Origin of the sequence: Acetobacter sp. AAB5, from assembly GCF_050106715.1 — a bacterium.
GTDB lineage: Bacteria > Pseudomonadota > Alphaproteobacteria > Acetobacterales > Acetobacteraceae > Acetobacter > Acetobacter oryzifermentans.
In genome coordinates this window covers 124,044-149,864 of sequence record NZ_JBNIEW010000005.1, presented here as the reverse complement: position 1 = coordinate 149,864, position 25,821 = coordinate 124,044, and the positions used below count along the sequence as shown (strand labels likewise).

Here is a 25,821-nt window from a genome sequence, read left to right as displayed (position 1 = left end):
GTGTAGATTGGAGCCGTTGGAATTTGGGCCGGAGCAAGGCATGTCTTCATCTCTCGCCAGAGCTGTAACCTGCTATCTGGACGCGCAGGGTTGTGGCGCGAATGGGCTTTGCACGACGTTGTTTGACGGTCTGAATATCATCAGACTGAGCGAAAAGACGCCGCCGAGTAGCATGGTCTACAAACCGTCGCTCTGCATTACCCTTCAGGGCGCGAAGGCGGTAGAGTTTGGCGATGCCATTTTCGAGTATGGGGCCATGGCGTTCCTGCTGGTCAGCATCGAAATACCCGCTCTTGGCCGTGTGACGGAAGCAAGCCCTGAATATCCCTATATCGGCATCACCCTGGATCTGGACGCAGGTATCCTGCGTGAGGTCATGTCGGAACTCGCTCAGTCGCCCGTTCCCTCGAATGATCAGGGTATCGGGGTCTTCGTCGCCGACCTGTCTGAAGATCTGGCGGATTGCATCCGACGGCTTATACGACTGCTCGATAATCCTGCGGCGCCCCCGATCCTCTGGCCTGCGATCATGCGGGAAATCTGTTTCTGGCTGTTAACAGGGCCTCATGCGGGCGAGATCTGTAAACTCGTTCTGCCCGACAGTCACATGCAACGGGTTGCAGAGGCCATTCATCTGCTGCGCGCCAACTTTACGAAACCGGTAAGGATCGAACATCTTGCCGCCGCGGCAGGCATGAGTCTCTCGTCTTTCCATCAGCATTTCAAGACACTGACGTCTATGACGCCGCTCCAGTATCAAAAACAGTTGCGTCTGCTTGAGGCGCGCCGCCTGATGGTATCAGAGGACGTCAACGTCTCGCACGCGGCGTTTGAAGTTGGTTACGAAAGCCCCTCGCAGTTTAGTCGGGACTATGTCCGCAGGTTCGGGACAGCACCCAAACGCGACGTGATGGAACTTCGGTCCTTTATCATCTGATCATGCAGGATCGTGTGTGAGGCTCTGTCCACCGAATAAATTTGGCAGAAAGGTAGCAGACGCCTTTATTCAAAACATTACGCCTTTTAGCGACATGTTCGTCAAGCCAACGTTGACGGGCGAATTCTGGCCCATTCTTATAGTCAGGCCAGATATCTACCATGCTGTGATGATTGGCCTATCTGCAGGACATTCGTCACCGTGGCGAGCATGATTTTCGGACGCAGCCTTCTTATGCGATCCTCGGCAAAAGGCCATCGATTATCATACGCCTTTTCCCAAAAAAGGTGCGGGAGATAAGGAAGATGTTGCCCCACTACGAGTAGGATAATCTCTTCGATGCTTTGTTTCAGTGCACCAAACGCTGACATGGATTTGACAGTTCTTTCCTGTTTGCTCCGATGAACTGCATGACGCAGTATGAAATGGTCATAGTATCCGTTTTCTTACGATCAGGGTATTCCGACTTAGAATCACAGATCCCATAACGTGACCTGATATAACGCAAAGAAGCATTCAGGAACGCTCTACTCCGCATCCCTGAATAATCCCGGCTTCTCCATTTTTTACGGAATTAGCAGGAGCTTCCCGGTCGTCTTGCGGCTTTCCATGTCGGCATGGGCGCGGGCGGCGTCGGCCAGCGGGTAGGTGCCGCCGATGTGGATCTTCAGCCTGCCTTCAATGATCCAGTTGAAGAGTTGCGCCGAATGGGCACGGAGCAGATCCGGCGTATGAACATGGTCCATGAAAACCGCGTAGCCGATCTTGATGCTCTTCGGGATGCTGGTGATCTCGATCGGGCCGGGGCCGCCAAGCACCGGGCCGAACCAGCAGAGCGTGCCGCAACGACGCAGGGCATCGAGCGATGCTTTCCACGTCACGGGGCCTGTGCCGTCATAGGCGACATGCACGCCTTCGCCGTCGGCCAGGCGCACGACTTCTTCGGCGAAATGGCCGCCAGCCTCCACGATGACATGATCGGCACCAGCCTGACGCGCGATCTCGACCTTCTCCTGCGCGGACACCCGGCCGATGACCTTGCCGCCCCGGATCTTGATGATTTGCGTCAGCAGCAGGCCGAGCCCGCCCGCTGCCGCGTGGACGAGGGCAAACTCTCCCGGCTGGACGGGGTAGAAATCCGTCGCGAAATGGCTGGCCGTCAGGCCCTGCATCATGACGGATGCGGCTGTCCGGTCGTCAATCGCATCGGGAACGGGCACAAGGGCCGCCGCCGGAACGATGGCGCGACTGGCATAGCTTCCGGGAGAATAAACCCAGGCCACGCGCTCGCCCGGCCGGAAGTCCTCGACACCTTCGCCGACAGACAGGACGCGGCCCGCGCCCTCGACGCCGAGGATCTTCGGATCGGCTTCCGTCCAGAACATCCCGCGCCGGACGCCGGTATCCATGAAGTTCACACCGGCTGCGGCCACATCGACCAGAACCTCGCCGGGACCCGGCACCGGGTCGGGCCTTTCGACCAGTTCGAGAACGTCGGGGCCACCGGGTTCGCGCATTACGATAGCGTGCATGTCAGTCTTCCTTGGAATGGTTAGTCAAAAGGGATATGAGTAATGGCGTCGTCAAAGAATGTCCCGAGCAGGTCCGCATCCCTCTTTTAGCAGGATGCGACGAACTGCCGGACTGTTTCTCCTGCATCTGACATCTGGACTGTCCTTTGCTGGGAAGGGTTCCGGTCGGCCGGGATCAGGCGGAGTAACCGCCGTCGATCGTCAGCAGGGAGCCCGTGATGAAGCTGGATTCAGGGCTGGCGAGATAGGCCACGAAGCTCGCGACTTCCGTATCCGACCCCAGGCGGCCGAGCGCCATGCGGGGACGCAGCATGGCGCGCATCGCGTCGTTCCTGATGTTGTCGGTTTCGGTCGGGCCGGGCTCGATCGCGTTGATCGTGATTCCGCGCGGCCCGAGATCGCGGGCAATGGCGCGCGTCATGGAGCTGACGGCCCCCTTGGTCATCGCGTAGGCGAAGGAGCCGGGGAACGCGGTGTAATGCGCAACCACGCTGCTGTTGTTGATGATCCGGCCGCCTTCCTTCATATGCGGGACGGCTGCCTGAATCGCGACGAAGGTGCCGCGCACATTGACGGCGAACATCCTGTCAAAGGTGTCGAGCGCGAACTCGTCCACCGGTCCACCGAGCACGATGCCGGCGTTGTTCACCAGAATATCGAGGCCGCCCAGTTCCGCGACCGTACGCGACACGGCAGCCTTGATTTCATCGGCATTGGTATTGTCCGCCTTGATGGCGAGGGCCTTGCCCCCGGCAGCGGTGACTTCGGATGCAACCTTGTTGGCTTCATCGGCTGAGGCGGCATAGGTGAAGGCCACGGCCGCGCCATCTGTCACGAGGCGACGGACAATGGCAGCACCGATGCCGCGCGATCCGCCCGTAACAAAAGCAACTTTTCCGGTCAGTGAAAGGCTCATTGCTGGAAACTCCTGGTCAATCTGCTGACCGTTCATTCAGTTTTCTGGAACGAATAGTCAAATAAAGAACAAAAAAAGGGGGAGAGCTTTCTCCCTAGCCAAGACAGCGCAGGGCCATCTGTGCGGTGGCGCGCAAGTTGTCGCGTGTCGCGCCCCCGCGTGCCATGACTTTCAGCCCGATGAACGTCGCGTTGATGAACCGTGCGGCGTCCTTCGGGTCGATCTCCGCCGGGATTTCGCCAAGATCCTTGCCGCGCTGGATTGTTGCGGCAAAAATGTTCTGCAGGCTCGCGGCAGACGACTTGCCGATTGCGGCCACTTCCCGGTCGCGTCGGCCAAATTCGCATATTGAGCCTACGCCAAGGCACATGGTGTCATCCTGAATGCGAGCTGCAAATCCCAGCAGGGCGGCTTCAATTCCGGCCAGAGGGGAACCGGTCGACTGGAGTGCTGCCGCGATCTGTCCTACACTATCAAAACAGTAGTGCTGCAGCGCTTCAAGATACAGCGCATGCTTGTCCCCGAAAGTGTCGTACAGGCTCTGACGGCCGATCCCCATGCTTTTGACGAGTAATGCGGTCGAAGTCCCTTCGAACCCGTAGGTCGCGAAAGTCTTCGTTGCTGCGGCCAGAGCCGCATCCCGGTCAAATGCCTTGGGTCTTGCCATGTGCTGACATATCGGCGTTCTGGAACGATATGTCAAGAATAGAAGGCACGATCTTATTCGCCATCCAGCGGAATCATGCTGGCGACCACACGATCCAGCGGATCGCTGCTTTCCGCCAGCCCACGGGCGACGCCCGCCCGATCCTCGGCCGAACGGTTCTGGCTCATCTTGCGCTTGCCCACCAGCCGGGTGATCGGCAGGCGCAGCCCGACGATGCCCTTGAGCTGTCCCTGAATGAAGGAATCCGGCGCATCCGTGACATGCCACGGCGTTTTCTGGTGCGCTTCGTGCCGGTCTGTCAGCCGCGTGACGATATTGAGCAGGCGGCTCGCATCGCTGAAGAACTCCACCGGACCGAATGCCTGCACGGCTTCGTAATCCCAGGTCGGGACGACCTTGTGGTTGACCTGCTTTGAGGGATACCAGCCAGCGCTGACATAAGCGTCCGCGCCCATGAAGATCGCCAGTGCCTCGCCGAGCACGGGCTCCTGCCATTGACGGTTGGGCCTGGCGAGATGCCCGTAAAGCACCCCGTGCTCGCCCTTATCCGGGTCAAGAAACATCGGCAGCGGTGTTGCGATCGGCCCCCGGGCCGTCGCGGTGACAAACTGCGCCAGACGGGCGTTGCGGATGATCGCGCAAAGCGTATCAGGGTCATCTTCTCGAAAAGCGGATGGAACGTACATGGATTACTCCTTGGCTTTTCCAAAAAGTAGCGCGAGACTGGACCATTCTTAACGTCCAGTTCCGATAAATAATGACAGTCCAGTCCGACGATGCCGATCCGAAGCCATCCCGCACAAGGCGGCTGGGCGGGCGGCGGATCTACGAGGCGCTGAAGGCGCAGATCGGGGAGGGGCTGTATCAGCCCGGTGCGGCCATACCTTCTACCCGCGCGCTTGCGACCGAACTGGGGGTGGCGCGTTCGACTGTGACATCGGCCTACGAGCAGCTTCTGGCCGAGGGCTTCCTTGAGAGCCGTCAGGGCGCGCCAACGCGGGTTGCGTCGCTTCTGCCGGTTTCGGCTGAAGGTGCGGGAAACGTACGTCCCCGGTCCCGGCATCGGCTGTCCGCCTATGGCGAACGGATGAAAATGCTGGCGGACAGGGCCTCCCCTGCATCACTCGGCCAGGAGCCGGTCATCGACTTCCGCTATGGCGACCTGTGCACGGCGGATTTCCCGACCCTGCTGTGGAAGCGTGCACTCTCGGCCGCCGCGTCGCATCGGCCAGACCGGCTGACCTATGGCCGTCCGGAAGGCTCGCTACGGCTGCGCACGGCGCTGCAAGCCTATCTGTGGAGTGCGCGCGGCATCCGCTGCGACACGGAACAGATCATCATCGTCAGCGGCTCGCAACAGGGTCTTGATCTGTGCGCGCGCATTCTGCTTGATCCTGCGGACAGGTTTGTCGTGGAAAATCCCTGCTACCAGATGGCTCGGCAGGCATTCGCGGCGACCGGGGCGGTGTCGGTTGCCGTTTCCGCTCGCGAAGACGGCCTTGATACGGGCCTTTTGGCCCACACGCATGCCCGTCTTGCCTACGTGACGCCTTCCCACCAGTTTCCCCTTGGCGGTGTCATGCCGGTTGCCCGACGTCAACAGTTGCTCGCATGGGCCAGGGCGACCGGAGCCTATGTGGTGGAAGACGATTATGACGGCGAGTATCGCTACGACATCAAGCCTGTGCCGCCTTTGTATGGCCTTGGGAGCGAAACAGGCCGCGTCATCTATGCCGGGACGGTGTCGAAAACCCTCTCGCCGTCCCTGCGCATTGGCTATCTTATCGTGCCGTCCGGTCTGAAGCCGGTCTTTACCGCTGCCAAGCAGCTTGCGGACCGGCATACGCCAACGGTTGAGCAGGACGCCCTCGCGTCTCTGCTGGAAAGAGGGCTGTATGAACGGCATATCCGGCGTGTTCGCAGGCGCAGCAGCGAACGTCGCCGCTGCCTGCTGGATGCTCTGGAACAGGCTTTTGGCGCGCGAATCGCAATCGAGGGCGCGCATGCCGGGCTGCATGTCGTGGTCTGGCTGCGCGACCTGCCCGCGACAGTGGAAGCCGAACTGGTTGCGCGCGGCCGCCAGAAGGGGATCGGCCTTTATCCGGTGTCGCCGCTTTATGATCCCGCACGGCCGGAAGACGCCCCGGCCTGTGCGGGGCTGGTCATGGGATATGCAGCGCTGGACGTCCACCAGATCAGGCTGGGTGTCGGGATATTGGCCGAGGTAGTCAGCCTCCTGCTTCTACACTGAAAATGGCGAAGCGTCTTTCGTCGAGATCGCGACTTCCATCAGCAAAGTTCTTGGCTTTGAGGGCCCCCGCCGCCTCAATGAACTTGCAACAGACAGGCGGCAGTCGCCCTCATGACGGGCACTGGAAGCCTCATACTAAATTCCAAAAACCGGACGTAAGTGTCTGTATCTGCCAATTTGAAAAAAGCTGAAGTGCACCGCCAGTGATAGAGGTAAAGATAAGGGGCGGGCGCCCAGATACCCGCGCACCGGCTCTCTTTTACTCCTAACCCTCCCTGAACCCCGATTTCTCACTGTCTAGCACTGCCATCTGTTTCGCATCGTAGCGTTCCCCGGCCGCCGCCCCTTTGGGAACAGCCTGCTCGATAGCCGCCAGATCGTCGGGTGTTAGTGCAAGATCAAGCGCACCCAGCGCCTCGGAGAGCCGATCGCGCCGGCGGGCTCCTACAAGTGGGACAATATCGTTACCCTGTGCGGCCACCCAGGCAATTGCCAACTGGGCCACGCTTGCGCCCTTGGATGCTGCAATTTCGCGCAATGTCTCCACAAGGGCCAGATTGCGCTCAACATTGCCTTCCTGAAAGCGGGGACTACGAACCCGAAAATCCCCCGGTCCCTTCGCTCCTTGCCAGTGCCCACTGATCAGACCACGCGCGAGCACGCCATAGGCTGTTATGCCGATGCCGAGTTCACGACAGGCAGGAAGAATTTTGTCTTCAATGCCACGCGAAATCAGCGAATATTCAATCTGAAGGTCGCTGATCGGATGGACGGAAGCCGCGCGCCGGATGGTTTCCGGGCCAACTTCCGAAAGACCGATATGCCGGACATAACCAGCCTGAACCATCTCGGCAATGGCGCCAATCGTCTCTTCAATAGGCACTGCCGGGTCCAGCCGTGCAGGCCGGTAGATGTCAACATGATCCAGCCCGAGCCGTTGCAGGGTATAGGCGAGGAAGTTCTTCATGGCAGCCGGCCGTGCATCGTAGGAACCCCAGTTGCCACCCGGGTCGCGCATCGCACCAAATTTGACGCTGACGAGGAATCTGTCGCGCGGAATATCCCTGATCGCCTCACCGATCAGCATCTCGTTATGGCCCATGCCGTAGAAATCGCCGGTATCAAGAAGCGTGATCCCGGCGTCCAGCGCGGCATGGATGGTAGCGATGCTTTCTTTCCGATCAGCCGGACCATACATGCCGGACATGCTCATACACCCAAGACCGATTTCGGATACCTGAGGGCCGCTCTTACCAAGTTGCCGCAATTTCATGCTTAAGAAAAATCCCTGTTTTCTGAAGCAGAACCCTACCACACAGGCTATCTTTCGATAACCTCTCTTCCGTGCAGTTTTTCGTCCTTTGGAACGGAACGAATTGTCCGTTTGATGGAACAAGCGTACAGGCGATAGTCGCCCGGCAATAGTTCTTGTTATCCGCGTCCGCAAACCCGACTGCTCTAAAACCTGCGACATTGTCGTGAGCGATGTTAGCTCACATCAGGCTGATTGACTGGAAAATGGAAAACCTGTTATAAAATAAATTGATAGCGCAAGAGGGTTTCATTTTACCGTACACGAATATCAATAGTCGCATGGGCGTTTTGCGCATCCGCAAGCGTGATGTGGGCAAAGCCAGGAGCATCGGGCGTCCAGGAAGGTTGCGCACCGGGCGGCACATCCAGCGGAATGCCATTGATATACCAATGATAAGGCGGATGGCCGCCTGAGCCTTCCAGCCCGATGGGAAGCATCGTACCCTCAGAAGAACGGCTTTCAATTTCGGAATGATTGCGCGGAAAGATGATCTGCGGTGCCTGCCGTTGTTGCAGAGTGCGCAGAGCAGGTGACAGGATTGCAACAGCACGATGAGGTTGGGCACTGGCTGGCGGGGCTGATGCATGTGGGGGCGAAGAAAGCAGAGAGAGGAGAGCTGCCAGCACTGGCCCTGCCGTATCCCGTCCTGTCAGACCAGGAGAGGCGGTGCCGTCTGGGCGTCCGGCCCAGACACCAACTGTTGCCTGAGGGGTGGAGGCCATCGCCCATCCGTCACGATTGCCATAGGATGTGCCTGTCTTGAAGGCAACTCCTTCCCATGATGCTACGCCAGCCGGTGGAGCGGTGCCCCGCAGGATTGTACGAATGTCGGCATTTGCTCTGCTGGACAGCAGGACCGTCTCGGGCGTAGGGCCTGCCGGTTTCAGACCTGTCAATTCACGATGCAGGGGGGCGACGCGGCCATCATGATTGAGTGCCGCGTACAGCATTGTCAGGTCATGAAGTGAGATGCCAGCTCCCCCGAGAACGATCGCGAGGCTCGGTGCACTTTGTGTGCCATCCGGGTTTTTTGGCAGTCGCAACCGCACACCGCAGGCGGAGAGGCGGTCCATGAACCGGGAGGGGCCAACCCGCTCCAGTGCCTGAATGGCAGGCACATTGAGTGAAAGTTGAAGGGCTTCACTCACAGTGGTTTCACCCCGGAAAGCGTGGTCAAAATCCCTGGGGGCATAGCCGCCAATGGCAAGTCGGCTATCGCGCACACGTGTGTGGGGTGTCATCCAGCCTTTTTCGAACGCCATGCCATAGACAAACGGCTTGAGTGTGGAGCCGGGGGAGCGGGGCGCCAAAACAGCATCTATCGCATTGCCCGGCGCCTTATGCTCGGCCCCTCCAACCCATGCAACGATCTGCCGTTCATGATCGACAATCAGTGCTGCAAATGTTCCACGCAGCGGGGCAGGGTGGCTGGCAAGCGCCTGCCGTACGTTGCGCTGGAGCCTTGCATCAAGCGTTGTCACCACCACGCCGTTGCGCCCTGCGCTGAGAAAATGACCGGCGAGTTCAGGGGCATCATGCGGTACGCCGCGTATGTCTGGTGTTGGCCATGCAACAGGCCGTAATGAAGTGGCGCGTTGCAGTGTGCGGTGTGCAGCGTTCAGCAAGGCGTCAGGATGGCGGTCCGGGCGGAGTGCGGCGGGCCGCCGCGGTAAAGTCACAAGAAACGCGGCCTCGGTGGGTGTCAGATGTCTGGGCTCATGCCCGAAATAGAGCAGGGATGCCGCACGGATACCTTCGATATTCGTGCCTTCAGGCGCCAGTGTGAGGTAAAGGTTCAAGACACCCCGGCGCCCGAAACGCCATTCAAGCTGGAGGGCGCGCAGGATATCGCGCAGCTTGCCGCCCCATGTATGGCGGTGCGGGGTCAGGAGGCGGCTTGTCTGCATGGCCAGTGTGGAACCACCCGAGACAATATGACCACGCCGGGCCAGTTGCCAGATGGCGCGCGCAAGGGCCTGCGGATCAACCCCCGGATGGCTTTCAAAGCGGTGGTCTTCCGTCATCATCAGGAGTGTGATGTAGGTCGGGTCAACATCCTGGCTTTCAACCGGCAAACGCCAGAAGCCATCGCGGCTTGTATGGCCATCAAGCAGCGTATGGTCACGGGCTTGAACAAGAAGGGCAGCTTGCTCGGCCCGATACAGGTCTGGTGGATTAAAACGGTCGGCCACCAGCAGACCAGCCGGAATGAGGCTGGTAAGCAGCAGGCCGAGTGTACAGTTTCTGATGCGGTGGGCAGAAGCTTTCAATGTGCGGTGATCTCAACAGTCCCCGATGCCGTGCGTGCCATCAGGCTTGGAAGACGCTGTGCGCTGACAATCGCTTCTGGCAGAGTGAAGCGGCCTGGCGTAATAGCGCGGACGATATAGGCGACATGGAAACTCCGCGTTGCAAGATCTGGAGACTGCGTCGTGAAGCGCACCGCAGCACTGAAGCGATCATCCAGCGCGGCAGCATGTTCGGTGTTGCTGAGTGTACCCAGAAAAGCGTAGGGGGGCTGTGTGCTGTCGTTTTCAGTGTTGTCCCAGTCATGCTCGTCAGATGCGGCGTCCTCAGGAGAGACAATGCTCTCGATTTCCCATCCGGCAGGAAGCAGGCTGGTGATGCCCACCAGATACTGACCGGGGTGGAGGGCCGTGCCTTTAAGGCTGACGATAAACCGGTCATTCTGTTGCATGTGTGTCAGGTCAAACGGCTCGCCTGTCAGGGTAAAGCCCTGCATGGACAGTGTCAGTCCGTTGGTGAGAGGTTTGATATTCCCGGCTGGCTCGCCTTGCACAGTCAGGGTGCTGAACAGCATCTTCCTGCCGGTATTTTCGACCTGAAGACCCTTTTCGAGTGCGGCGGAATCAAACGGATAGGTAAGCGGCAGGCGAAGCGGTGTGGCGTTGGAGCGCCCCTGCACACGCACACTTCGCCCGTCAGTATCCTTGTTCAGAGCGCTGGCAGCTTCGAGCAGCGCCGTTTTGGTTGCGGTTGTCAGCATATCAGGCGACAGAGTCAGCTTGCCAAACCGCTCAATGAGCAGGTGGGTGCGCCGGTCGTCATGCGCTTCGGCTGTCAGGGCAGCAAGCCCGGCCAGATCGCGCACGTAGGTCCAGTATCTGTAATCCCACAAATCCGGCTTTCCGGTGCGGGTCGGCCCGAGTGCCGAGATGGCTGCGTCCAGCAATGCTTCTGGTGATGTTGTGCTGTTGTCCTCCGGGGCATCGTCCATCGCGAGTGCAACAGCGAGGTGCCCAAGGGCCAGAGGATAGGCCTGTGTATTGGAGTCTGCCGTATCAGCCCAGACATAGTTGACGCGGGTACCATCCTGCCGCGCGACGAGCGATGCCGCGAGAGTGTGGATTGCATCTGGGTGGAGGCGACCAGCACGGGCCAGCACGTACGCCGCGTAGGCGCGTGTATTCAGCAGTTCTGCCTGTCTTTCGCTGTCATGATCTTCATCATAGACGCTCTGAGACTGGAGTTGCTCGCTTTCAATATGGTCGAGTAGCAGGCCGAGCCGGTCCTCTGGCACGGTGTAGCCAGCGGCTTTTGCCCGGATCAGGAAATCTGCAAGATAGTCCAGATCGTCGGAAAGGCTGAGGCCATCGGAGCGGTTCCACTGCCCAATCTCACCTGAGGGGTTCTGGCGATCAAAAAGCGTATTGATGGCTGACTGGATGGACTTGCCCGGAGTGTCTCTGTGGTCGTGAATCTCGGAGGGGGCTGGGCTGGCTTGTTGCAGCAGCGCACGGGCCTGAGCCGCCAGTGTATCAGAATCCCCCCACATGCTGGATTGCAGGGATTCTTGCAACCCGACTGTATCAAGGCCGTCCGATGCGGAAATGTTGAGGGTTATCCGCGCATCTGCCGGGTTGAAGCCCGCAAGTTGCGCGCGGTCCCATGTCTTGTGGCTACCGGGTGGGAGCGGTGCAGTCCGGCTGACGGTAAGCGGAACATGCGCCAGCCTGATGCCGATGGGCCAGCTTCGCGTCAGCAGCGCTTTTGATGAGCCGGATCGGCGCAATGTGAGATGGATATGCGCAATGGCAGTGCGGCCCGGCAGGGTTGGAGTGGCGGCCAGCGCAACACGCAGGTCAGCGCGCCCACCGGGTTTGACGGGGGCGCTGAGTGTGCCGGAGCCGAGAACACGGAGCGGCCCATCCGTGGTGATCTGGACCTCGTAAGGTGCTGATGGCGCATCAACATTGATAATGGAGACTTGTGCCTGTGCCGTATCCCCCGGGGCGAGGAACCGTGGCAATCCCAGATCGGGGAAAACCGGGTCTCGTGCTGTGATATCTGCCTGCGCGTTGCCAACGGCATCTTTGCTCCAGGCTGAGGCCATCAGGTGAAGCTGGCCGTCAAAATCCGGCACATCGAATGAGAGAGTGCCATGCCCGGTGCTGTCGAGTGCGACAGGGCCATCGAACAGCGCGACGCTTTCCGTTGTCCGCACGGGCGGGCCGTCTGCGCTGCTGTCGTTTGACGCGGCATCCCCCCCAGACCGGATCCGACCATTTTTTGCATCGCTCAGCAAAAGAGACCCGTAGTTGTCCAGCATGTCCAGCCCAAGACGGGGGCGACCGTACAGGGCATCAAACAGGTTGATCGGCGTGAAATGCGTGAGGTTGAGAATACCCTGATCGACCGCAGACACCGCGACCTGCACATGCCCCATCGGGAGACCCTGACTGGCCTGAACTGTCACGGGAATGGTGATGCGATGGCGCGGCGTGACGGTGCCGGGTGCATCAAGCGCTACGTTCAGCCGATGTGCGTCCTGATTGACACCAATCCATGTGACGCCAACTGCCCGCACAGGGTCATGTGGGCGCAGGCCGGAGGGGCTGTTGAGGGGCCGATAGAGTGTGACCAGCGCATAGGCGCCGGAATGCCAGTCCGGTGCGGCGGTTACGGGTACGTCCAGCCCTTCTTTCGGAACGTCTACAAAACGTGTGTTCAGCACACGGTCTGTTGCAAGCGTTATCTGCGCCTGCCCGGGAAAACCGCCGCCAATGTGGATGACCGTGCTGCCGCCTGGCGCAATATGGGTATCGCGCACGCTAAGCGGCAAATGGTCCGGTGTGCTGGCATTACCGCTGCCACCCCAGCCGACCTGAAAGCGGAGTGAACTGCCTGTTACGCCGTCACTGTCGCTGGGGACGGCACTCAGGCGATATTCGCCCCAGTCCAGCGTGGGGGTGATCCGCGCTGTACCTTTGGCATTTGTTGCAAGATCGCCCGAGCGCATGGGCACGTCCACAGTGTGGCTGCTGAAGGTCCAGCCATTGTCGGGTGTGTAGGACCAGTTATAGATCCGGTTGACGCGTGATAAGGTCCAGTGAATTTTGCCGATGGCAACCGGGCTGTTGTCAGGCGCAAAACTTGCAAGATCAATGGGGATAACAGCACTGCCCATGCTGGAGGAGGCATCTGTCGCGACATGGAGGCCGATCAGCGGTGCGGTGCGGCGGACGGGAATTGTAAAGTGCTCACCCACGCGCCGCCCCATGGGGTCAAGAAAACCGGCACGTATGTCAAGGGCGAGCGGCCGGGTAAGGCCCTGAGGAATATCCGGCGTAAAGATCAGCTGCGTCTGGCCTTCCTGATCGGTTAGAGGCGCGGTGATGTCACCGCTGGCTGATGGTGTCTCCTCGTTCTCAAACCCGAAAGCCCAGCCTGTGTGGTCAGGGATCGGATCGGTTGTGGCAACAAGTTTGTAGGAACTATCACTTTTAAGGCCCGCACCGGGCGCGCCGTACAGAAAACGTGCCGAGGCATCAATCACAACGTCCTGTCCGGCAATTGCGGAGGCTGGTGGCTTGAAACTGGCTTCGATACTAGGTGGTACAAAATCCTGAACGCTAAAACGGGCCGAACCGATGGCGGGCAGGGAAGGGTCGAGCAGAATATCCGCCCGCCACAGGCCCGTAGGTGCGCTGGCGCTCAGGGGCAGGGTGGTGGCGTAGCCGCCCTCTGCCGCACCTGTAAGCGGAATGCGCCGTTCTTCCATCATATCGGGACGGTAAAGAACAAGAACCGGGTGCGCGTCTGGAATAGCCTGTCCTGCCCGGTCACGCAGAAGAGTGAGGAGATGCACACTCTCACCGGGACGATAGATGCCGCGGTCAGGCTGCACGAGTGCGCGACTACTCCCCTGGAAGGGGCTGACGGCACCTTCCAGATGCTGTTCTGAAAAATCGAACCATTGCCGGTCAAGATGCAGAAAGCCGAAATCCTCTCCCTTGCTGGCCAGCAGGACCGATGAGCGGTCTGCCATGGTGCCACGGAGCAGGGGGGCATCAAAATGCCCGAGGCCACTCGCATCCGTTGTAACTGTTGCCAGAGTGCCGCCATCACGGGCGCGCAATGTCAGCGTGACATCAGGAGTAGGCTGTCCGCTCATCAGGGAGCGGGCGCTAACTGTCAGCCCGTCTTCACCCCGCAGCATGGTCAGGCCAAGATCGCTCAGATTAACCCAGTGGGCAGAAATAGGCTTGCTTTGCAGAAGATCGGCGTTGATGTTTCCGCCTTTAAGCGCAGTTTCTACGGGGCTTTTTTCGGGCGGCGTTGCGGCGTCTTCAACCGTCACCAGATAAAGTCCATTCTGTCCTGCGCCAATTGTCTCTGCCAGCGGGAAACCAGTTGTCACAGATCGGTCTGGAGCATGATCGATAGCCATGGTGCCATGCCAGATTTCACGCATGGTCGTGTCCAGCAGGCTCTGGAACGTATAAGGGTCAAAACTGGTCTGGCTCAGATCAGGAAGTGTGCTGTCGATATGATCTGTGCCGGGAAATTGCTGATATGCAGCGACCCGAAAGACGTGGAGACGAACCGTGGAGACGTTAACAGTTTCGATAGCGAGGGCAGGCGTATGCCCGGTCGTGCGTCCGGGCAGGATAAAGCCGTCTCCTGTCAGCCCAACGTGCGCATCACGACGCCCAAAACGGGCGCTGAGCGTGAGGGGAGCGGCGAGATTCTGGCCATCGGCGGAAGTAAAATCCGGGTCGACCTTCATTGTGTAACCCTGCCCGAAGGCAAGATTGCCGAGGCAGAATGTGTCATTCTCAACACGCGGCGTGAAGGCGCTTTCTGGTGAGAGATGGACCGAATGGGCCAGTATTGATGTTTCTCGTGCGTTCAGGTTCTGATTGAAATGCAGGCAGATTTCCGGGTGTTCGCCCGTTGCATCGAGAGAGGTGCGCTGGAACGCGAAAGGCGAGGAGTCAGCGGAGGCCGCCCGACTGCATGGCGCGAAGTACAGAGCCGGAAGGGCAACAAGGCTCAGGGAAGAAAGTAGAAGGCGTAGAGACAATATATTGAACCCTGAACAGTTTATGCTGGATTACGCGATGTCATCAGTCCCAAAATTTGGCGGGGACTGGGTTTTACAAATTACGCGGCCATGAGGATTTGGTCCATAGCCGCATAAAAATGTTGTGCGGCCTCGGCTGGCGTATGCGACGGCCTCAAACAATCTCGACCACCATGAGGCTCCGCCACATAATCGCAAGGCAGGAGGGCATGTCTTGCTCAAGTACGCCGATCCAACCGACGAATATATCGAACGCCGGTTTATAAAGGTAAAGACAGCCCATTGTTGCATTCTTTACGTCGGTCGAAGGAAGACGCCGAACATGCTATTCACAAAGTGCTCAAGTCCTTTGGGTGATATGCTCACCGATAATGGCCTCAGGATTGATGGCTGGCTTAAGAACGCCAGAGATGGAAATGCAACCCTCCTTGACGGATACACCTCAGGGAGGGGAACTGTCATCATCGAGAGGGCCAATCGGCAGCGCAAGACTGCGCGGCGTATTCAAGTTACAATTGTCAAAAAAGAACACAATGGAATGAGCTATTATGTCCAAACTGTTAGACTTGACTAAATATGATCTTCTCGACCTGTTTCCGCGTCTCGCGGATCTGGGTGCCAGCTCGTTTGGCGAAGATGCAGATACTTTTGGCGACACGCTGTTCGAGGTCATTGAAGATGCGCCGCGGGGCACTGGCCTGCCGTTCAAACAGCAGGCAGTCAACGAATTAAGGACGTTACTGGCCCATAGCGATGTAGACCTCAATCGCGTCAGTTGGGCTGTTCTTGGTATAGACCCCACGGCGGATGTTGAAGAACCACCCAACTGGGGCAATTTTCCAAGCCTGCGGGCATTCTGGTCAGCCGTTCTGGATGCTTTTGAAAATGACCCCGAAGTGCGGGCGGGAAAAGAGATTGACCCCGACGTGTAAGGACGGGGTATCCTCAAGGAGGGGAACTGTCGTCATCGCGAGAGCCAATCGGTAGCGTAAGACTGGGCAGCGTATTCAAGTTACAATTGTCAAAAAAGAACACAATGGAATGAGCTATTATGTCCACACTGTTAAACTTGACTAAATATGATATTCTCGACTTGTTTCCGCGTCTCGCCGATCTGGGCGCCAGCTCGTTTGGCGAAGATGCAGATACTTTTGGCGACACGCTGTTCGAGGCCATTGAAGATGCGCCAAGCCTGCATCTCCTGCCGTTCAAGCAACAGGCAGTCAACGAAATAAGGACGTTACTGGCGTATAGCGATGTAGACCTCGATCGCGTCAGTTGGGCTGTTCTTGGTATAGACCCCACAGCGGATGTTGAAGAACCACCCAACTGGGGCAATTTTCCAAGCCTGCGGGCATTCTGGTCAGCCGTTCTGCACGCTTTTGAAAGTGACCCCGAAGTGCGGGCGGGAAGAGAGATTGACCCCGACGTGTAAGAGCGGGGTGTCCGCTAACACCGAATGCAGGGATGCTTGCTTTGACGTGTTGGCTTTTTTTATCTGGTGTCCACGCGCAGTTTTTACTACATATTCAATACAGTTCGAACAGTGATATTCACTGAACAGTTCGAACAGTGATATTCACTGACCCGGACTTTCCCACAAAATCATGATCCTTCCAAAAGCGCTATGGCATAGGCCACGGCGCGGATCACCCGTGCGACACGTCAAGCCCGCCCTCACCGGCGGGCTTTTTTTGTGTCTGCGTTTTCAGGACACATCATGTCGAATACCAACCAGCATCCCGCCCTGACATTTGTCATGAGCGAACATCAGCTTGCCAGCATCGTCAGGCGCTACCTGCCAAGCCAGAAAACAATCAACCGGGCCGAAGGTCTGGCCATGATCGGCTTCGGGGCTGCGGAAATGGCCGGAGCCACTGGTCTTCTAGCCGCCCCTGAACCGGCGCTCAGCAAAGTGGGCGGCATTACGCTTGCCGCCCACGGTGTTGACATGATGGCCGCTGGACGGCGTGCATGGAACACTGGCACACCTCCACAAACCCGGACCGAACGCACGGTCCGTGCCGCAGCTCTGAGAGCACATGCATCCCCCGCAGTTGCGGGTCTGGCAGGTGCGGCTGCGGACGCCCTGATCCCCAGTGGCCTGCTGCATATGGCCGGGTCTTTCGCGACAACACGCGCCATTCGCGTAGCCTCAGCGAATGCAAGCCGACTAACCTTCCGGCAGGCCGATATCACGACGGAGCACTTCCACCGGCCTTCGACCTACTCCCCACAACCACCAAGACCACCCACCGATCGGAACCTTCTCTCACCCCATCGACAGAAGCGGCTCGATCTCGACCACCATGAGGCTCCGCCACATAATCGCAAGGCAGGGGGGCATGTGCTGCGAAAGCACGTCGATCCAACCGACGAATATATCGAACGCCGGTTTGTAAAGGAAAAACGCCCTATCGTTTCATTCTTTACGTCGAAGGAAGACGCCGAACGTGCCATTCACAAAGTGCTCAAGGATAACGGCCCTAGGATTGATAGTTGGCGCAAGAACGCCACAGATGGAAATAAAATCTTCCTTGACGGATATACCTCAGGGAGGGGAACTGTCATCATCGAGAGGGCCAATCGGCAGCGCAAGATTGCGCGGCGTATTCAAGTTACAATTGTCAAAAAAGAACACAATGGAATGAGCTATTATGTCCACACTGTTAAACTGTACCACTCGTGATATTCTCGACATGTTTCCGCGTCTCACTAATCTGGGCGCCAGCTCGTTTGGCGAAGATGCAGATACTTTTGGCGACACGCTGTTCGAGGTCATTGAAGATGCGCCGCGGGGCACTGGCCTGCCGTTCAAGCAGCAGGCAGTCAACGAATTAAGGACGTTACTGGCGTATAGCGATGTAGACCTTGATCGCGTCAGTTGGGCTGTGCTCAGTATAGACCCCACGGCGGATGTTGAAGAACCACCCAACTGGGGCAATTTTCCAAGCCTGCGGGTATTCTGGTCAGCCGTTCTGGATGCTTTTGAAAATGACCCCGAAGTGCGGGCGGGAAAAGAGATTGGCCCCGACGTGTAAGGACGGGGTATCCTCAGGGAGGGGAACGGTCGTCATCGCGAGAGCCAATCGGTAGCGTAAGACTGGGCAGCGTATTCAAGTTACAATTGTCAAAAAAAACACAATGGAATGACCTATTATGTCCACACTGTTAAACTGTACCACTCGTGATATTCTCGACCTGTTTCCGCGTCTCACTAATCTGGGCGCCAGCTCGTTTGGCGAAGATGCAGATACTTTTGGCGATACGCTGTTCGAGGCCATTGAAGATGCGCCAAGCCTGCATCTCCTGCCGTTCAAACAGCAGGCAGTCAACGAATTAAGGACGTTACTGGCGTATAGCGATGTAGACCTTGATCGCGTCAGTTGGGCTGTGCTCAGTATAGACCCCACGGCGGATGTTGAAGAACCACCCGACTGGGGCAATTTTCCAAGCCTGCGGGCATTCTGGTCAGCCGTTCTGGATGCTTTTGAAAATGATCCCGAAGTGCGGGCGGGAAGAGAGATTGACCCCGACATGTAAGATCGCGGCATCCGCTAACACCGAATACAGGGATGCTTGCTTTGACGTGTTGACTTGCCAGAAGCGGGCCTTTCACTCCCCCCACTGCCGACATTTTTCGTTCGATAATAGGGTGGCGTGAGTGTAGCTGTTTCAGTCCAACGTCCGGCGCGTAAAGTCCGGCTTGTCGATCAAGGACTGGCCGGCGACATTGAGCGCCGCGGGCTGTTGCAGAGCGTGCCGTGCTTGACGGTGAAAGGGCCGAGACAGGCACAAGTCCACTCCTACTGGAGCGGTTGAGCTGGAAGCAAACCTACTGGTCAATCCATATCTAGAATCAGGAGTGACTATCGATGAAACCCGTGCCCTGATGACTGATGGCGGAAAGAACGTTTTTGCTGCAACAAGACATCTATTGTCAGGAATATCAGCAACGAAACCGATCGCAAACCAGCCAATCAGAGCTTTGATATCGTGAATGGCCAAAACTGGAGTCAATCTTATAAACACGGCGGAATGCGCTGGATATCTGAGGGGGGCAAAGTGATGATCTGGGTCTGCCCTATCTCACTGATCCAGACAAAATGAGTCCAACTTTTCAGAAAGAGTGGAAGGCCCTCTGCCGTGCCTATCACAGAGCCAACGACATCATTCCCAAATAAACAGGAAAGTCAATTTCAATCCAGATTGATACGGTGAGCTGATCATGGCAGTGATAAGAGATAAAAGTTGTAGCATTATTCGAACGGATAAATGGATTTCCATAGAGTCCGAAGAGGTGTGGTATGGGATTTATTTTTCCCGGAGAGGTCATGTCATTCATGCACCAAGAGACGTCACCCCCGAGTGGATCGGACAGCATGTTCGCCTGGCACTTCAGACTAGTGAGAGTTTTACGCCTATGGAAAAAATTTGACCTTGTAGCTGCATCATGGAGCTTTGACTTGACGAAAGATATCGAATTGTTAAGCACAAAAAGCTCTCGTGGTGGCGCACATTCGGCGTGGCCCAAAAACCGAAATGAGGGCCGCGTTTTTTCTGTTTCGATAGATGCCTCGGACAGGGTTATCGGAGAGACGGTTCTGAAAGCCTTTGCCAAATGTGAAGGTCCGGGTAAATCCACTGAACCACTGTTCCCGTGATGCCTATGGCAGAAAAACTTATACAGTTGTTCGTCAGGTATTTGATGGCTGTTCCCTCTATGAGGCCTAAAAATACAAGGAAAACAGAAACACCTTCTACAGGTTACTTTCCCGAGCTATAAGGCGATCGTGCGTTGGGGCACCCATGTCTACCTGACACAAAGCGAGTTCGACGCCCTCGTCTCGTTCGTCTACAATCCAGTAAAGAGGTTGGCCGGGTGTCCGTGCTGCTATCAACAGCGGCAACAAACACAAGGCCGTCAGAATAATCGAGAAGCAGGTGCGCTCGAAAGGCAAGGTCATGAACGGTTTGGTCAAGAGACGGCACGACGAGGCCATGCTTCTACTGGAAGGACGATATTAATGATCCGCGCTATCCTAAGCCTGATTTGCGCTGTCTGTATCGGTGGCACCGCACACGCGGGCACCAAGCCGGAGTCTTTGGAGGAACAGTCTTACTACGGCAATACGATGTTCAACGAGGAGCTCGATGGAAAAGCGTTTCTCAATGGGCGGTTGATCGTGCGCGTTGAGCGTGTTTCAACCTGTGTGTCGGCGGTCTGGACCCGAAGCGACGGCGTCGGATCGCCACTTCGGCGTGATCTGCTGGAATGGAACAGAATGTTTGATGGTGATCCTTCGAACGACGACCGGTCTTACTATTTGACGTTCGTTTATGCCGACCATCGTCGGAGCGACGATGTCGTGTCCATGCCTCTCACGGCGCATCCGGACGATTTTGAAGATACGGCTGGTGTCACCCTTCTATCGTGCCAACCGAAGCAGCGTCATCGCAGGTGATGATCCCATCTGAATGGGTGAAGATGCTTACTATAATCTTCAATGATAATATTGCTATAAAGAAGTATCATAAGGCATGTTCTCGGATTATTATCATATATATATTGTAAGAGTTTTACTTGTTTCTGTACACATACCCTGTGAAATAATACAGTCGCTCCTTCAGGATTTTTAATTGAAAGAAATTGAACTTTTTACACAAATCTAATTTCAATAGAGTGTTTCAAAATGTCGGATGATCCATGATATTTCATAAAATAATCCCGTACAGACGAACGCCATATGGAAGCGTCGGTTGGTCGAGATAATCGCAATGCCACATAAAATAAGATAAACTGGGACACGAAACCAATATTCTATGGAAAACAATGCGTAATGCGCAGGCCCTTTGATGAGAGTATCAATCAAATCAAAAATGACAGTCAGGGCAAAAAAGGAAAAAAACCATTTTCGTCTAGAGATGAAGAAATCTTCGTATCCGGTGTAATCGCTGATCGATTCAGGGAACAAGAATGCACTAAGAAAAAATAGTATAATTGCGTAAAGAATAAGGAATAAATAGGTTTCGAATGTCCATATGGGGAGTTCAATCAGCCATAATTCCCACCACCAAAAATGCATGAGCATCAAAAGTAGCGTCAGAACCCAGCCAATGTGCACTGGATAAATGCGTGTCTGGTTGGGATGTTGAATAATACGAACAAGACCTGTCAGAAGCCGTGTCACACTTAAGCCGACTACCATGCCCATGATCATACGGACATGCTGGAAGATGTCGGGAGAGGTCAACAGATGTGGGGCCATGATCAGCTTTCTCCCTATCCCTTCTGTTTTATAAGGTATTTTTCAAGGGGTTGTGTTGACGACGGCCAACCCTTTTTCGTTAAAAAAGGCAAGTCCTGCGCCGATCATGGCCATTTTTTGAATTACAGGCAGATCATGAGGTGAAGATGCGGCAAGAGCTTTCAACCACTGAGGAGAAAAAATATGGTCCCATTTTTGCTTTAATTCATCAGAATTATGAACCATTATATATTTCCCGGCGGTTGTATTGACCCGTAAAGGAAAAGAAACAAACTGAGTAGCTACGGCGGGTTTTCTGGCAAGAACTGCATTATAAAACCCCTTGATAGGCACTTCAAACTGGTCATCAGTTTTGTGAGTGATCTCGGCATACCGATGCCCAACCACGTAGATCCCACTACCTTCAGCAAACAGTTTGACAGGCTCGACTTGATTGTTGCTGCTCCAGGTTCCTGCTAGCCCTATACTCTGTTCCGCAGTCACAACTTTGTTGTTACTATCAATATAATGCAGCACGAAAAGGCCTCCTCCGGGTTCGGTCAGCCGTAATTCCCTCCCTTTTGTCCCGGTTAATGGAATATCTTGCAAATATTTCCGGTAATAATAGTGGGCCCTCTCTGCAATTTTATCTCCTGAAAAAACAAGTGTCATTGCGATAGGGGCACTTCCCACCTGACCACTATAATCATCCAATTGATGGGTGTTTTCTGCGTATGCGAAATGTGACGGACCATTTGCAACGGCGACAAGAAGCAGCGCGGCAATCATCATTTTCTTTATACGCATAGAAGCACTCCTAAATCCTATGGTTACAGCCCCTCGCGTTCAAGGCAAGAGTGGCATAATCAAGCCCTGATCAGCATAAACCGTTACAGGTTCAGGGATTTCAACATCTTGTCTCGCTGTTGCTGAAAATGGGCACATTCAGTTCTTAACCAATGCGTAAAAACACTTACTCTCCTGTCTGCAGCAGCACGGCAGATCAGGACATAACGCGCTTTAGCTGGTATCGCTCTTCCAAATGGAAAAACAAGCCTGCCAGAAAGAATGTCGTCATACACCAAGGCCATTCTACCCATCGCAACGCCCTGATTTTTCAGGGCAGATCCGAGCGCGAGACTGGACAGGTTAAACTGTGATCCGCCAATCGTGCATTCGTAATCGTCCGTACTTTCTCTTATCCAGTCATTCCATTCACAATATTCAGGGGCACCTGTCCACGGTTCGTTATCGTGCAGAAGGTGGATGTTTTTTAGTTCCAGTGGTTGTTCTTTTTCTACAAATGATGGTGTTGATACAGGAATAATAAACTCATCAAGCAGGTCTTCCGCTGCTACATCATTGTATTTTTTAGGATCGTAACGAATGGCGATATCAATACGGCCTCGTGCAAGCTCCTCGCAATTCAGTTCCTGAAACTCCGCAATAAGCCGAACCGGGACATGGGGATACTGTGCGTTAAAATCTGCAAGACGGGGCATCAGCCAATGCAAGGCAAACGAAGGCGAACAACTTATCTGCAAAGGCGCATCGGGGGTCTGTAGTTCTTCAAGAATAGCCTCGGTATCCGAGAACATACGTGCCATGACTTTGTGCAGCGCCTCTCCCTTGCCCGTTAATGTAAGGGTGCGCGCGGAGCGTACGAACAATTTGAGCCCAAGGTGTTGTTCAAGCAGCCTGATCTGTTGACTAACCGCACCTTGGGTGACGCACAGATCGGCGGCAGCTTTGGTAAAAGATAGCTTCGTTGCGACAACATGAAAGCTGCGAAGCGCTCCCAGAACGGATGTTGAGGGCAGGGGCATATCCATTAGCTCCACTAATGCATCAATTAGAATATATCGTTTCCACGTAATGCCACGGCGCGCTACATATTGTCGCCAGAACAGCATCATTCAGGCCGCATGAAATGACGAATAGCGAAGATTATAGCCAGATTATAGATTTTTTGCGCACGAAAAAGCGTTGTCTCTGGCTTAATGAGCAACTGCTTTCTGATTGCCGCCCTGATGAGCCTACATTAGCTGGCATTGCCGATGCTGGTGCACGCTTCAAGCGGTGTGAACCGCTTCTGGCAGCACTCTTTAATGAGTTGGGTCCGACAGAGGGGCGAATTGAGTCACCCTTGACCGATGCGGGGAAACTGGCCGCATGTTCGCCTGTAACCGCACCGGGTGCGTGGTTCATCAAGCGTGATGATCTGCTTCCAGTCGCAGGTTCGATTAAGGCGCGGGGTGGCTTTCACGAGGTTCTTGCCTATGCGGAAAAACTCGCGCTTGATCATGGCATCATAAATCCAACCTCTGACAGGCGTTGTCTGGCAGGAGAGGCGGCCAGAGAACTCTTTTCCGCGCATAAAATCCTTGTAGGCAGCACAGGAAATCTGGGACTTGCAATTGGTACCTTGTCGGCTGCTCTGGGGTTTAAATCGGAAGTCCATATGTCTGCCGATGCCAAGAAATGGAAAAAAGATCGCCTTCTGGCGCGGGGCGTGGCTGTTATTGAACATCAGGGGGACTATTCCACTGCGGTTGCTACAGCACGTTCGCTTATGAAAGATTCCGACTACTTTGTTGACGATGAAGCATCTGCCCTTTTGTTTTACGGCTATGCAACCGCAGCGCTGGAACTGAAAAGGCAATTGCATGCGGTCGGTCGCAAGGTGGATAGCCAGACGCCGTTGCTGGTTTATCTACCTTGCGGGGTAGGCGGTGCACCTGGGGGTATTACGGTCGGGCTGAAAGCGATTTTTGGCCCAAATGTACACTGCTTTTTTGCCGAACCCGTTGCATCACCTTCCATGCTGCTCCAGTTGTGTTCTGGGCAAATGGAGCCAGTTTCCGTTGCGGAAATCGGACTGGATAACAAAACGGAAGCCGATGGACTTGCCGTTGGGCAGGCATCGTTATTGGTTGCACGCCACATTCAGAAAATGCTGGCTGGCGTATTTACTGTTTCCGATGACGAATTATATGAAAATATGGCTTTTGTAGAAAAATATCTGGGATTTTTACTGGAGCCATCTGCTGCGGCCGGGCTGCGCGGGCCAATGTGGCTTAATGAAACCGAAGCAGGGCAGGGATATCTGAAGAAACATCAGATCGTTCCAGATCACGCGACACATGTTGTCTGGGCAACGGGGGGTTCTCTTGTTCCGAAACTTCAGCGCATTCATTACAGGAATACGGCTGAGATGAAGATAAGGTCGTTAGAAGAAAATGAGATGCGTCACGCCCCCTTCAGTCTGGTCGGCTATGGACGCACCACGGTTTAGTTCCGGGCTATGCGTTATCCATGCCTGCTGCACAGGTCATGACCAGCTTCGGTTTTAAAGGTGCGCAACGCGACCATGGAAAGTCCAGTGATGAGCGCCAGCGGTATGGCTCCGTATTGCCTGCACATCAACTGGACTGACAGAAAGAGTGAGACACGCACCTTCTTTTGCAAAACAGAAAAATAAGTTTCTAGCAGGAAAGTGCGCGTTTTAGAGCGGAAAAATAGGATTGTCTGAACCGTATACTTAATGGTGCATCGGGAATAAACACGTCGAACACATGATAAGCACCCGGAATGACACAGACTTCTGTTGCCACACCCGCTGCCATCAAACGGCGTGCATATTCAAGATCTTCGTCTAGAAACAGATCCAGCGATCCGACCCCGATATAAGCAGGCGGCAACCCCGCCAGATCTGCCGCGCGAAACGCCGCTGCATATTCGGAAATGCCTGCACTTCCGGGTGCTTTGCCGAGATAAGCATTCCATGCGTAGTGATTAGCGGAACGGGTCCATATATACTGGCCCATTTCCGGAGAGGGCATGACAGTTGTTCCGGTTCTATCATCCAGCATGGGATAGATAAGTAACTGGAAAAGAACTTTCACTTCTGCCCGGTCTCGCGCCAACAGGGCAAGGCAAGCAGTCAGACCACCACCAGCGCTGTCCCCACCGATGACAAGGCGATTACGATCAATTTCCAGATGCGTGGACTGCTCATGAACCCACTTTAGAACGGCATAACAGTCCTCTATTGCTGCTGGGTATGGTGCCTCAGGTGCCAGACGGTAATCAACGGAGAAGATAACCAGCCCCAGTTCGCTTACTAGCTGCTTGCATCGCGCATCATCTACTTCCGGCGTGCCGCTGACGATGCCGCCACTATGAATATAGACTAACGCAGGTGCATTCGGATGTGCGCCCGTGGGCCTGTAAATCACGACCGGAACATCCGGGGCACCAGGAGGACCAGGTACATGATGTTCTTCAATCGTGACGTCTGGATGTTCGGTGACCGGTACATTGCGAATGGCCGCGATAAACGCCTTGCGGGTTGCGGCGAGGTTCTGATCCGAAAGGCCATCAAAGGATGGCAGAACTTTCAGGGCTTCTCTGAATTCTGGAGCAACAGAATTTTGAGGCATGAAGATTTCTCCGCGTTGTTTGTCCTCACGATAGATGGCATTGCCCAGATGGGGGCATCACGTACAACTGATTGAACAAAAAGTGTTTTTAAAGGATGCTGTGATGACGAACAGTTAGCTTCCTAAAGCGGGCATTGCATACAAAATCCCGATGAGTATGGAACCGCACTTTTTAGGCGTAGATGT

At 55.5% G+C, this 25,821-nt stretch carries 20 protein-coding genes; 9 read left to right on the top strand and 11 right to left on the bottom strand.

The features are described from left to right. The first annotated feature begins 40 nt into the window (after nucleotides 1-40). The gene (locus ACP7IZ_RS07315) at nucleotides 41-937 is read left to right on the top strand and encodes an AraC family transcriptional regulator N-terminal domain-containing protein (RefSeq protein ID WP_426848518.1); all 897 of its coding nucleotides are present in this window, start codon (nucleotides 41-43) and stop codon (nucleotides 935-937) included. Nucleotides 938-1,503: 566 nt separating this feature from the next. Here the strand turns inward: ACP7IZ_RS07315 and ACP7IZ_RS07310 are convergent. The 4 genes from ACP7IZ_RS07310 to ACP7IZ_RS07295 all read right to left on the bottom strand — a co-directional run bounded on the left by ACP7IZ_RS07310 (nucleotide 1,504) and on the right by ACP7IZ_RS07295 (nucleotide 4,738). Next, the gene (locus tag ACP7IZ_RS07310) at nucleotides 1,504-2,469 is read right to left on the bottom strand and encodes a quinone oxidoreductase family protein (protein ID WP_426848517.1); all 966 of its coding nucleotides are present in this window, start codon (nucleotides 2,467-2,469) and stop codon (nucleotides 1,504-1,506) included. A gap of 175 nt (nucleotides 2,470-2,644) precedes the next feature. Then, the gene (locus ACP7IZ_RS07305; RefSeq protein ID WP_426848515.1) at nucleotides 2,645-3,421 is read right to left on the bottom strand and encodes an SDR family NAD(P)-dependent oxidoreductase; all 777 of its coding nucleotides are present in this window, start codon (nucleotides 3,419-3,421) and stop codon (nucleotides 2,645-2,647) included. Between the two features lie 58 nt (nucleotides 3,422-3,479). After that, nucleotides 3,480-4,052: a TetR/AcrR family transcriptional regulator gene (locus tag ACP7IZ_RS07300; RefSeq protein ID WP_426848514.1), complete on the bottom strand. Its 573-nt coding sequence runs from the start codon at nucleotides 4,050-4,052 to the stop codon at nucleotides 3,480-3,482. A gap of 53 nt (nucleotides 4,053-4,105) precedes the next feature. Next, the gene (locus ACP7IZ_RS07295; RefSeq protein ID WP_426848513.1) at nucleotides 4,106-4,738 is read right to left on the bottom strand and encodes an FMN-binding negative transcriptional regulator; all 633 of its coding nucleotides are present in this window, start codon (nucleotides 4,736-4,738) and stop codon (nucleotides 4,106-4,108) included. A gap of 71 nt (nucleotides 4,739-4,809) precedes the next feature. On the opposite strand from ACP7IZ_RS07295, the gene ACP7IZ_RS07290 reads away from it, so the two are divergent. Then, nucleotides 4,810-6,303, top strand: a complete 1,494-nt coding sequence (locus tag ACP7IZ_RS07290) for a PLP-dependent aminotransferase family protein (RefSeq protein ID WP_426848511.1) — start codon at nucleotides 4,810-4,812, stop codon at nucleotides 6,301-6,303. 265 nt (nucleotides 6,304-6,568) lie between these two features. Here ACP7IZ_RS07290 and ACP7IZ_RS07285 read toward each other — a convergent pair whose 3' ends face one another. From ACP7IZ_RS07285 to ACP7IZ_RS07275, 3 genes are all read right to left on the bottom strand, one after another. Then, entirely contained in the window at nucleotides 6,569-7,576 is a 1,008-nt protein-coding gene (locus tag ACP7IZ_RS07285; RefSeq protein ID WP_426848510.1) for an aldo/keto reductase, read from the bottom strand. Nucleotides 7,577-7,869: 293 nt separating this feature from the next. Continuing rightward, a complete protein-coding gene (gene pbpC / locus ACP7IZ_RS07280) occupies nucleotides 7,870-9,888 on the bottom strand; it encodes a penicillin-binding protein 1C (protein ID WP_426848509.1) in 2,019 nt (672 codons plus the stop codon). After that, nucleotides 9,885-14,945: an alpha-2-macroglobulin family protein gene (locus ACP7IZ_RS07275; RefSeq protein ID WP_426848508.1), complete on the bottom strand. Its 5,061-nt coding sequence runs from the start codon at nucleotides 14,943-14,945 to the stop codon at nucleotides 9,885-9,887. The genes pbpC and ACP7IZ_RS07275 overlap by 4 nt, the downstream gene beginning before the upstream one ends. Nucleotides 14,946-15,493: 548 nt before the next feature. Between ACP7IZ_RS07275 and ACP7IZ_RS07270 the strand changes: the two genes are divergently transcribed. The 6 genes from ACP7IZ_RS07270 (at nucleotide 15,494) to ACP7IZ_RS07245 (ending at nucleotide 20,410) form a co-directional block, all read left to right on the top strand. Next, nucleotides 15,494-15,877, top strand: a complete 384-nt coding sequence (locus ACP7IZ_RS07270) for a hypothetical protein (RefSeq protein WP_426848506.1) — start codon at nucleotides 15,494-15,496, stop codon at nucleotides 15,875-15,877. 119 nt (nucleotides 15,878-15,996) lie between these two features. Next, on the top strand, nucleotides 15,997-16,380 hold the full coding sequence (locus ACP7IZ_RS07265) for a hypothetical protein (RefSeq protein ID WP_426848504.1): 384 nt from the start codon (nucleotides 15,997-15,999) through the stop codon (nucleotides 16,378-16,380). Between the two features lie 285 nt (nucleotides 16,381-16,665). Continuing rightward, complete coding sequence (locus ACP7IZ_RS07260) at nucleotides 16,666-17,634, top strand: RNase A-like domain-containing protein (protein ID WP_426848503.1); 969 nt, start codon at nucleotides 16,666-16,668, stop codon at nucleotides 17,632-17,634. Then, nucleotides 17,603-17,986, top strand: a complete 384-nt coding sequence (locus ACP7IZ_RS07255; RefSeq protein ID WP_426848502.1) for a hypothetical protein — start codon at nucleotides 17,603-17,605, stop codon at nucleotides 17,984-17,986. Before ACP7IZ_RS07260 ends, ACP7IZ_RS07255 begins: the two co-directional genes overlap by 32 nt. A gap of 118 nt (nucleotides 17,987-18,104) precedes the next feature. Then, nucleotides 18,105-18,488, top strand: coding sequence for a hypothetical protein (locus ACP7IZ_RS07250; RefSeq protein WP_426848500.1), 384 nt, complete (start codon nucleotides 18,105-18,107; stop codon nucleotides 18,486-18,488). 1,484 nt (nucleotides 18,489-19,972) lie between these two features. Beyond that, a complete protein-coding gene (locus ACP7IZ_RS07245) occupies nucleotides 19,973-20,410 on the top strand; it encodes a hypothetical protein (protein ID WP_426848498.1) in 438 nt (145 codons plus the stop codon). Nucleotides 20,411-20,620: 210 nt separating this feature from the next. Here ACP7IZ_RS07245 and ACP7IZ_RS07240 read toward each other — a convergent pair whose 3' ends face one another. The 3 genes from ACP7IZ_RS07240 to ACP7IZ_RS07230 form a co-directional block, all read right to left on the bottom strand. After that, nucleotides 20,621-21,214 carry a hypothetical protein gene (locus ACP7IZ_RS07240; protein ID WP_426848497.1) on the bottom strand — a complete coding sequence of 198 codons (594 nt, stop codon included), beginning with the start codon at nucleotides 21,212-21,214 and terminating at the stop codon, nucleotides 20,621-20,623. Between the two features lie 42 nt (nucleotides 21,215-21,256). Next, nucleotides 21,257-22,000, bottom strand: coding sequence for a hypothetical protein (locus ACP7IZ_RS07235; RefSeq protein WP_426848495.1), 744 nt, complete (start codon nucleotides 21,998-22,000; stop codon nucleotides 21,257-21,259). Nucleotides 22,001-22,083: 83 nt separating this feature from the next. Further along, nucleotides 22,084-23,109, bottom strand: a complete 1,026-nt coding sequence (locus ACP7IZ_RS07230; RefSeq protein WP_426848494.1) for a LysR substrate-binding domain-containing protein — start codon at nucleotides 23,107-23,109, stop codon at nucleotides 22,084-22,086. 14 nt (nucleotides 23,110-23,123) lie between these two features. On the opposite strand from ACP7IZ_RS07230, the gene ACP7IZ_RS07225 reads away from it, so the two are divergent. Continuing rightward, nucleotides 23,124-24,488 carry a D-serine ammonia-lyase gene (locus ACP7IZ_RS07225; RefSeq protein ID WP_426848493.1) on the top strand — a complete coding sequence of 455 codons (1,365 nt, stop codon included), beginning with the start codon at nucleotides 23,124-23,126 and terminating at the stop codon, nucleotides 24,486-24,488. Nucleotides 24,489-24,678: 190 nt separating this feature from the next. Here the strand turns inward: ACP7IZ_RS07225 and ACP7IZ_RS07220 are convergent, their stop codons facing one another. Continuing rightward, entirely contained in the window at nucleotides 24,679-25,635 is a 957-nt protein-coding gene (locus tag ACP7IZ_RS07220; RefSeq protein ID WP_426848492.1) for an alpha/beta hydrolase, read from the bottom strand. Between the last annotated feature and the right edge of the window lie 186 nt (nucleotides 25,636-25,821).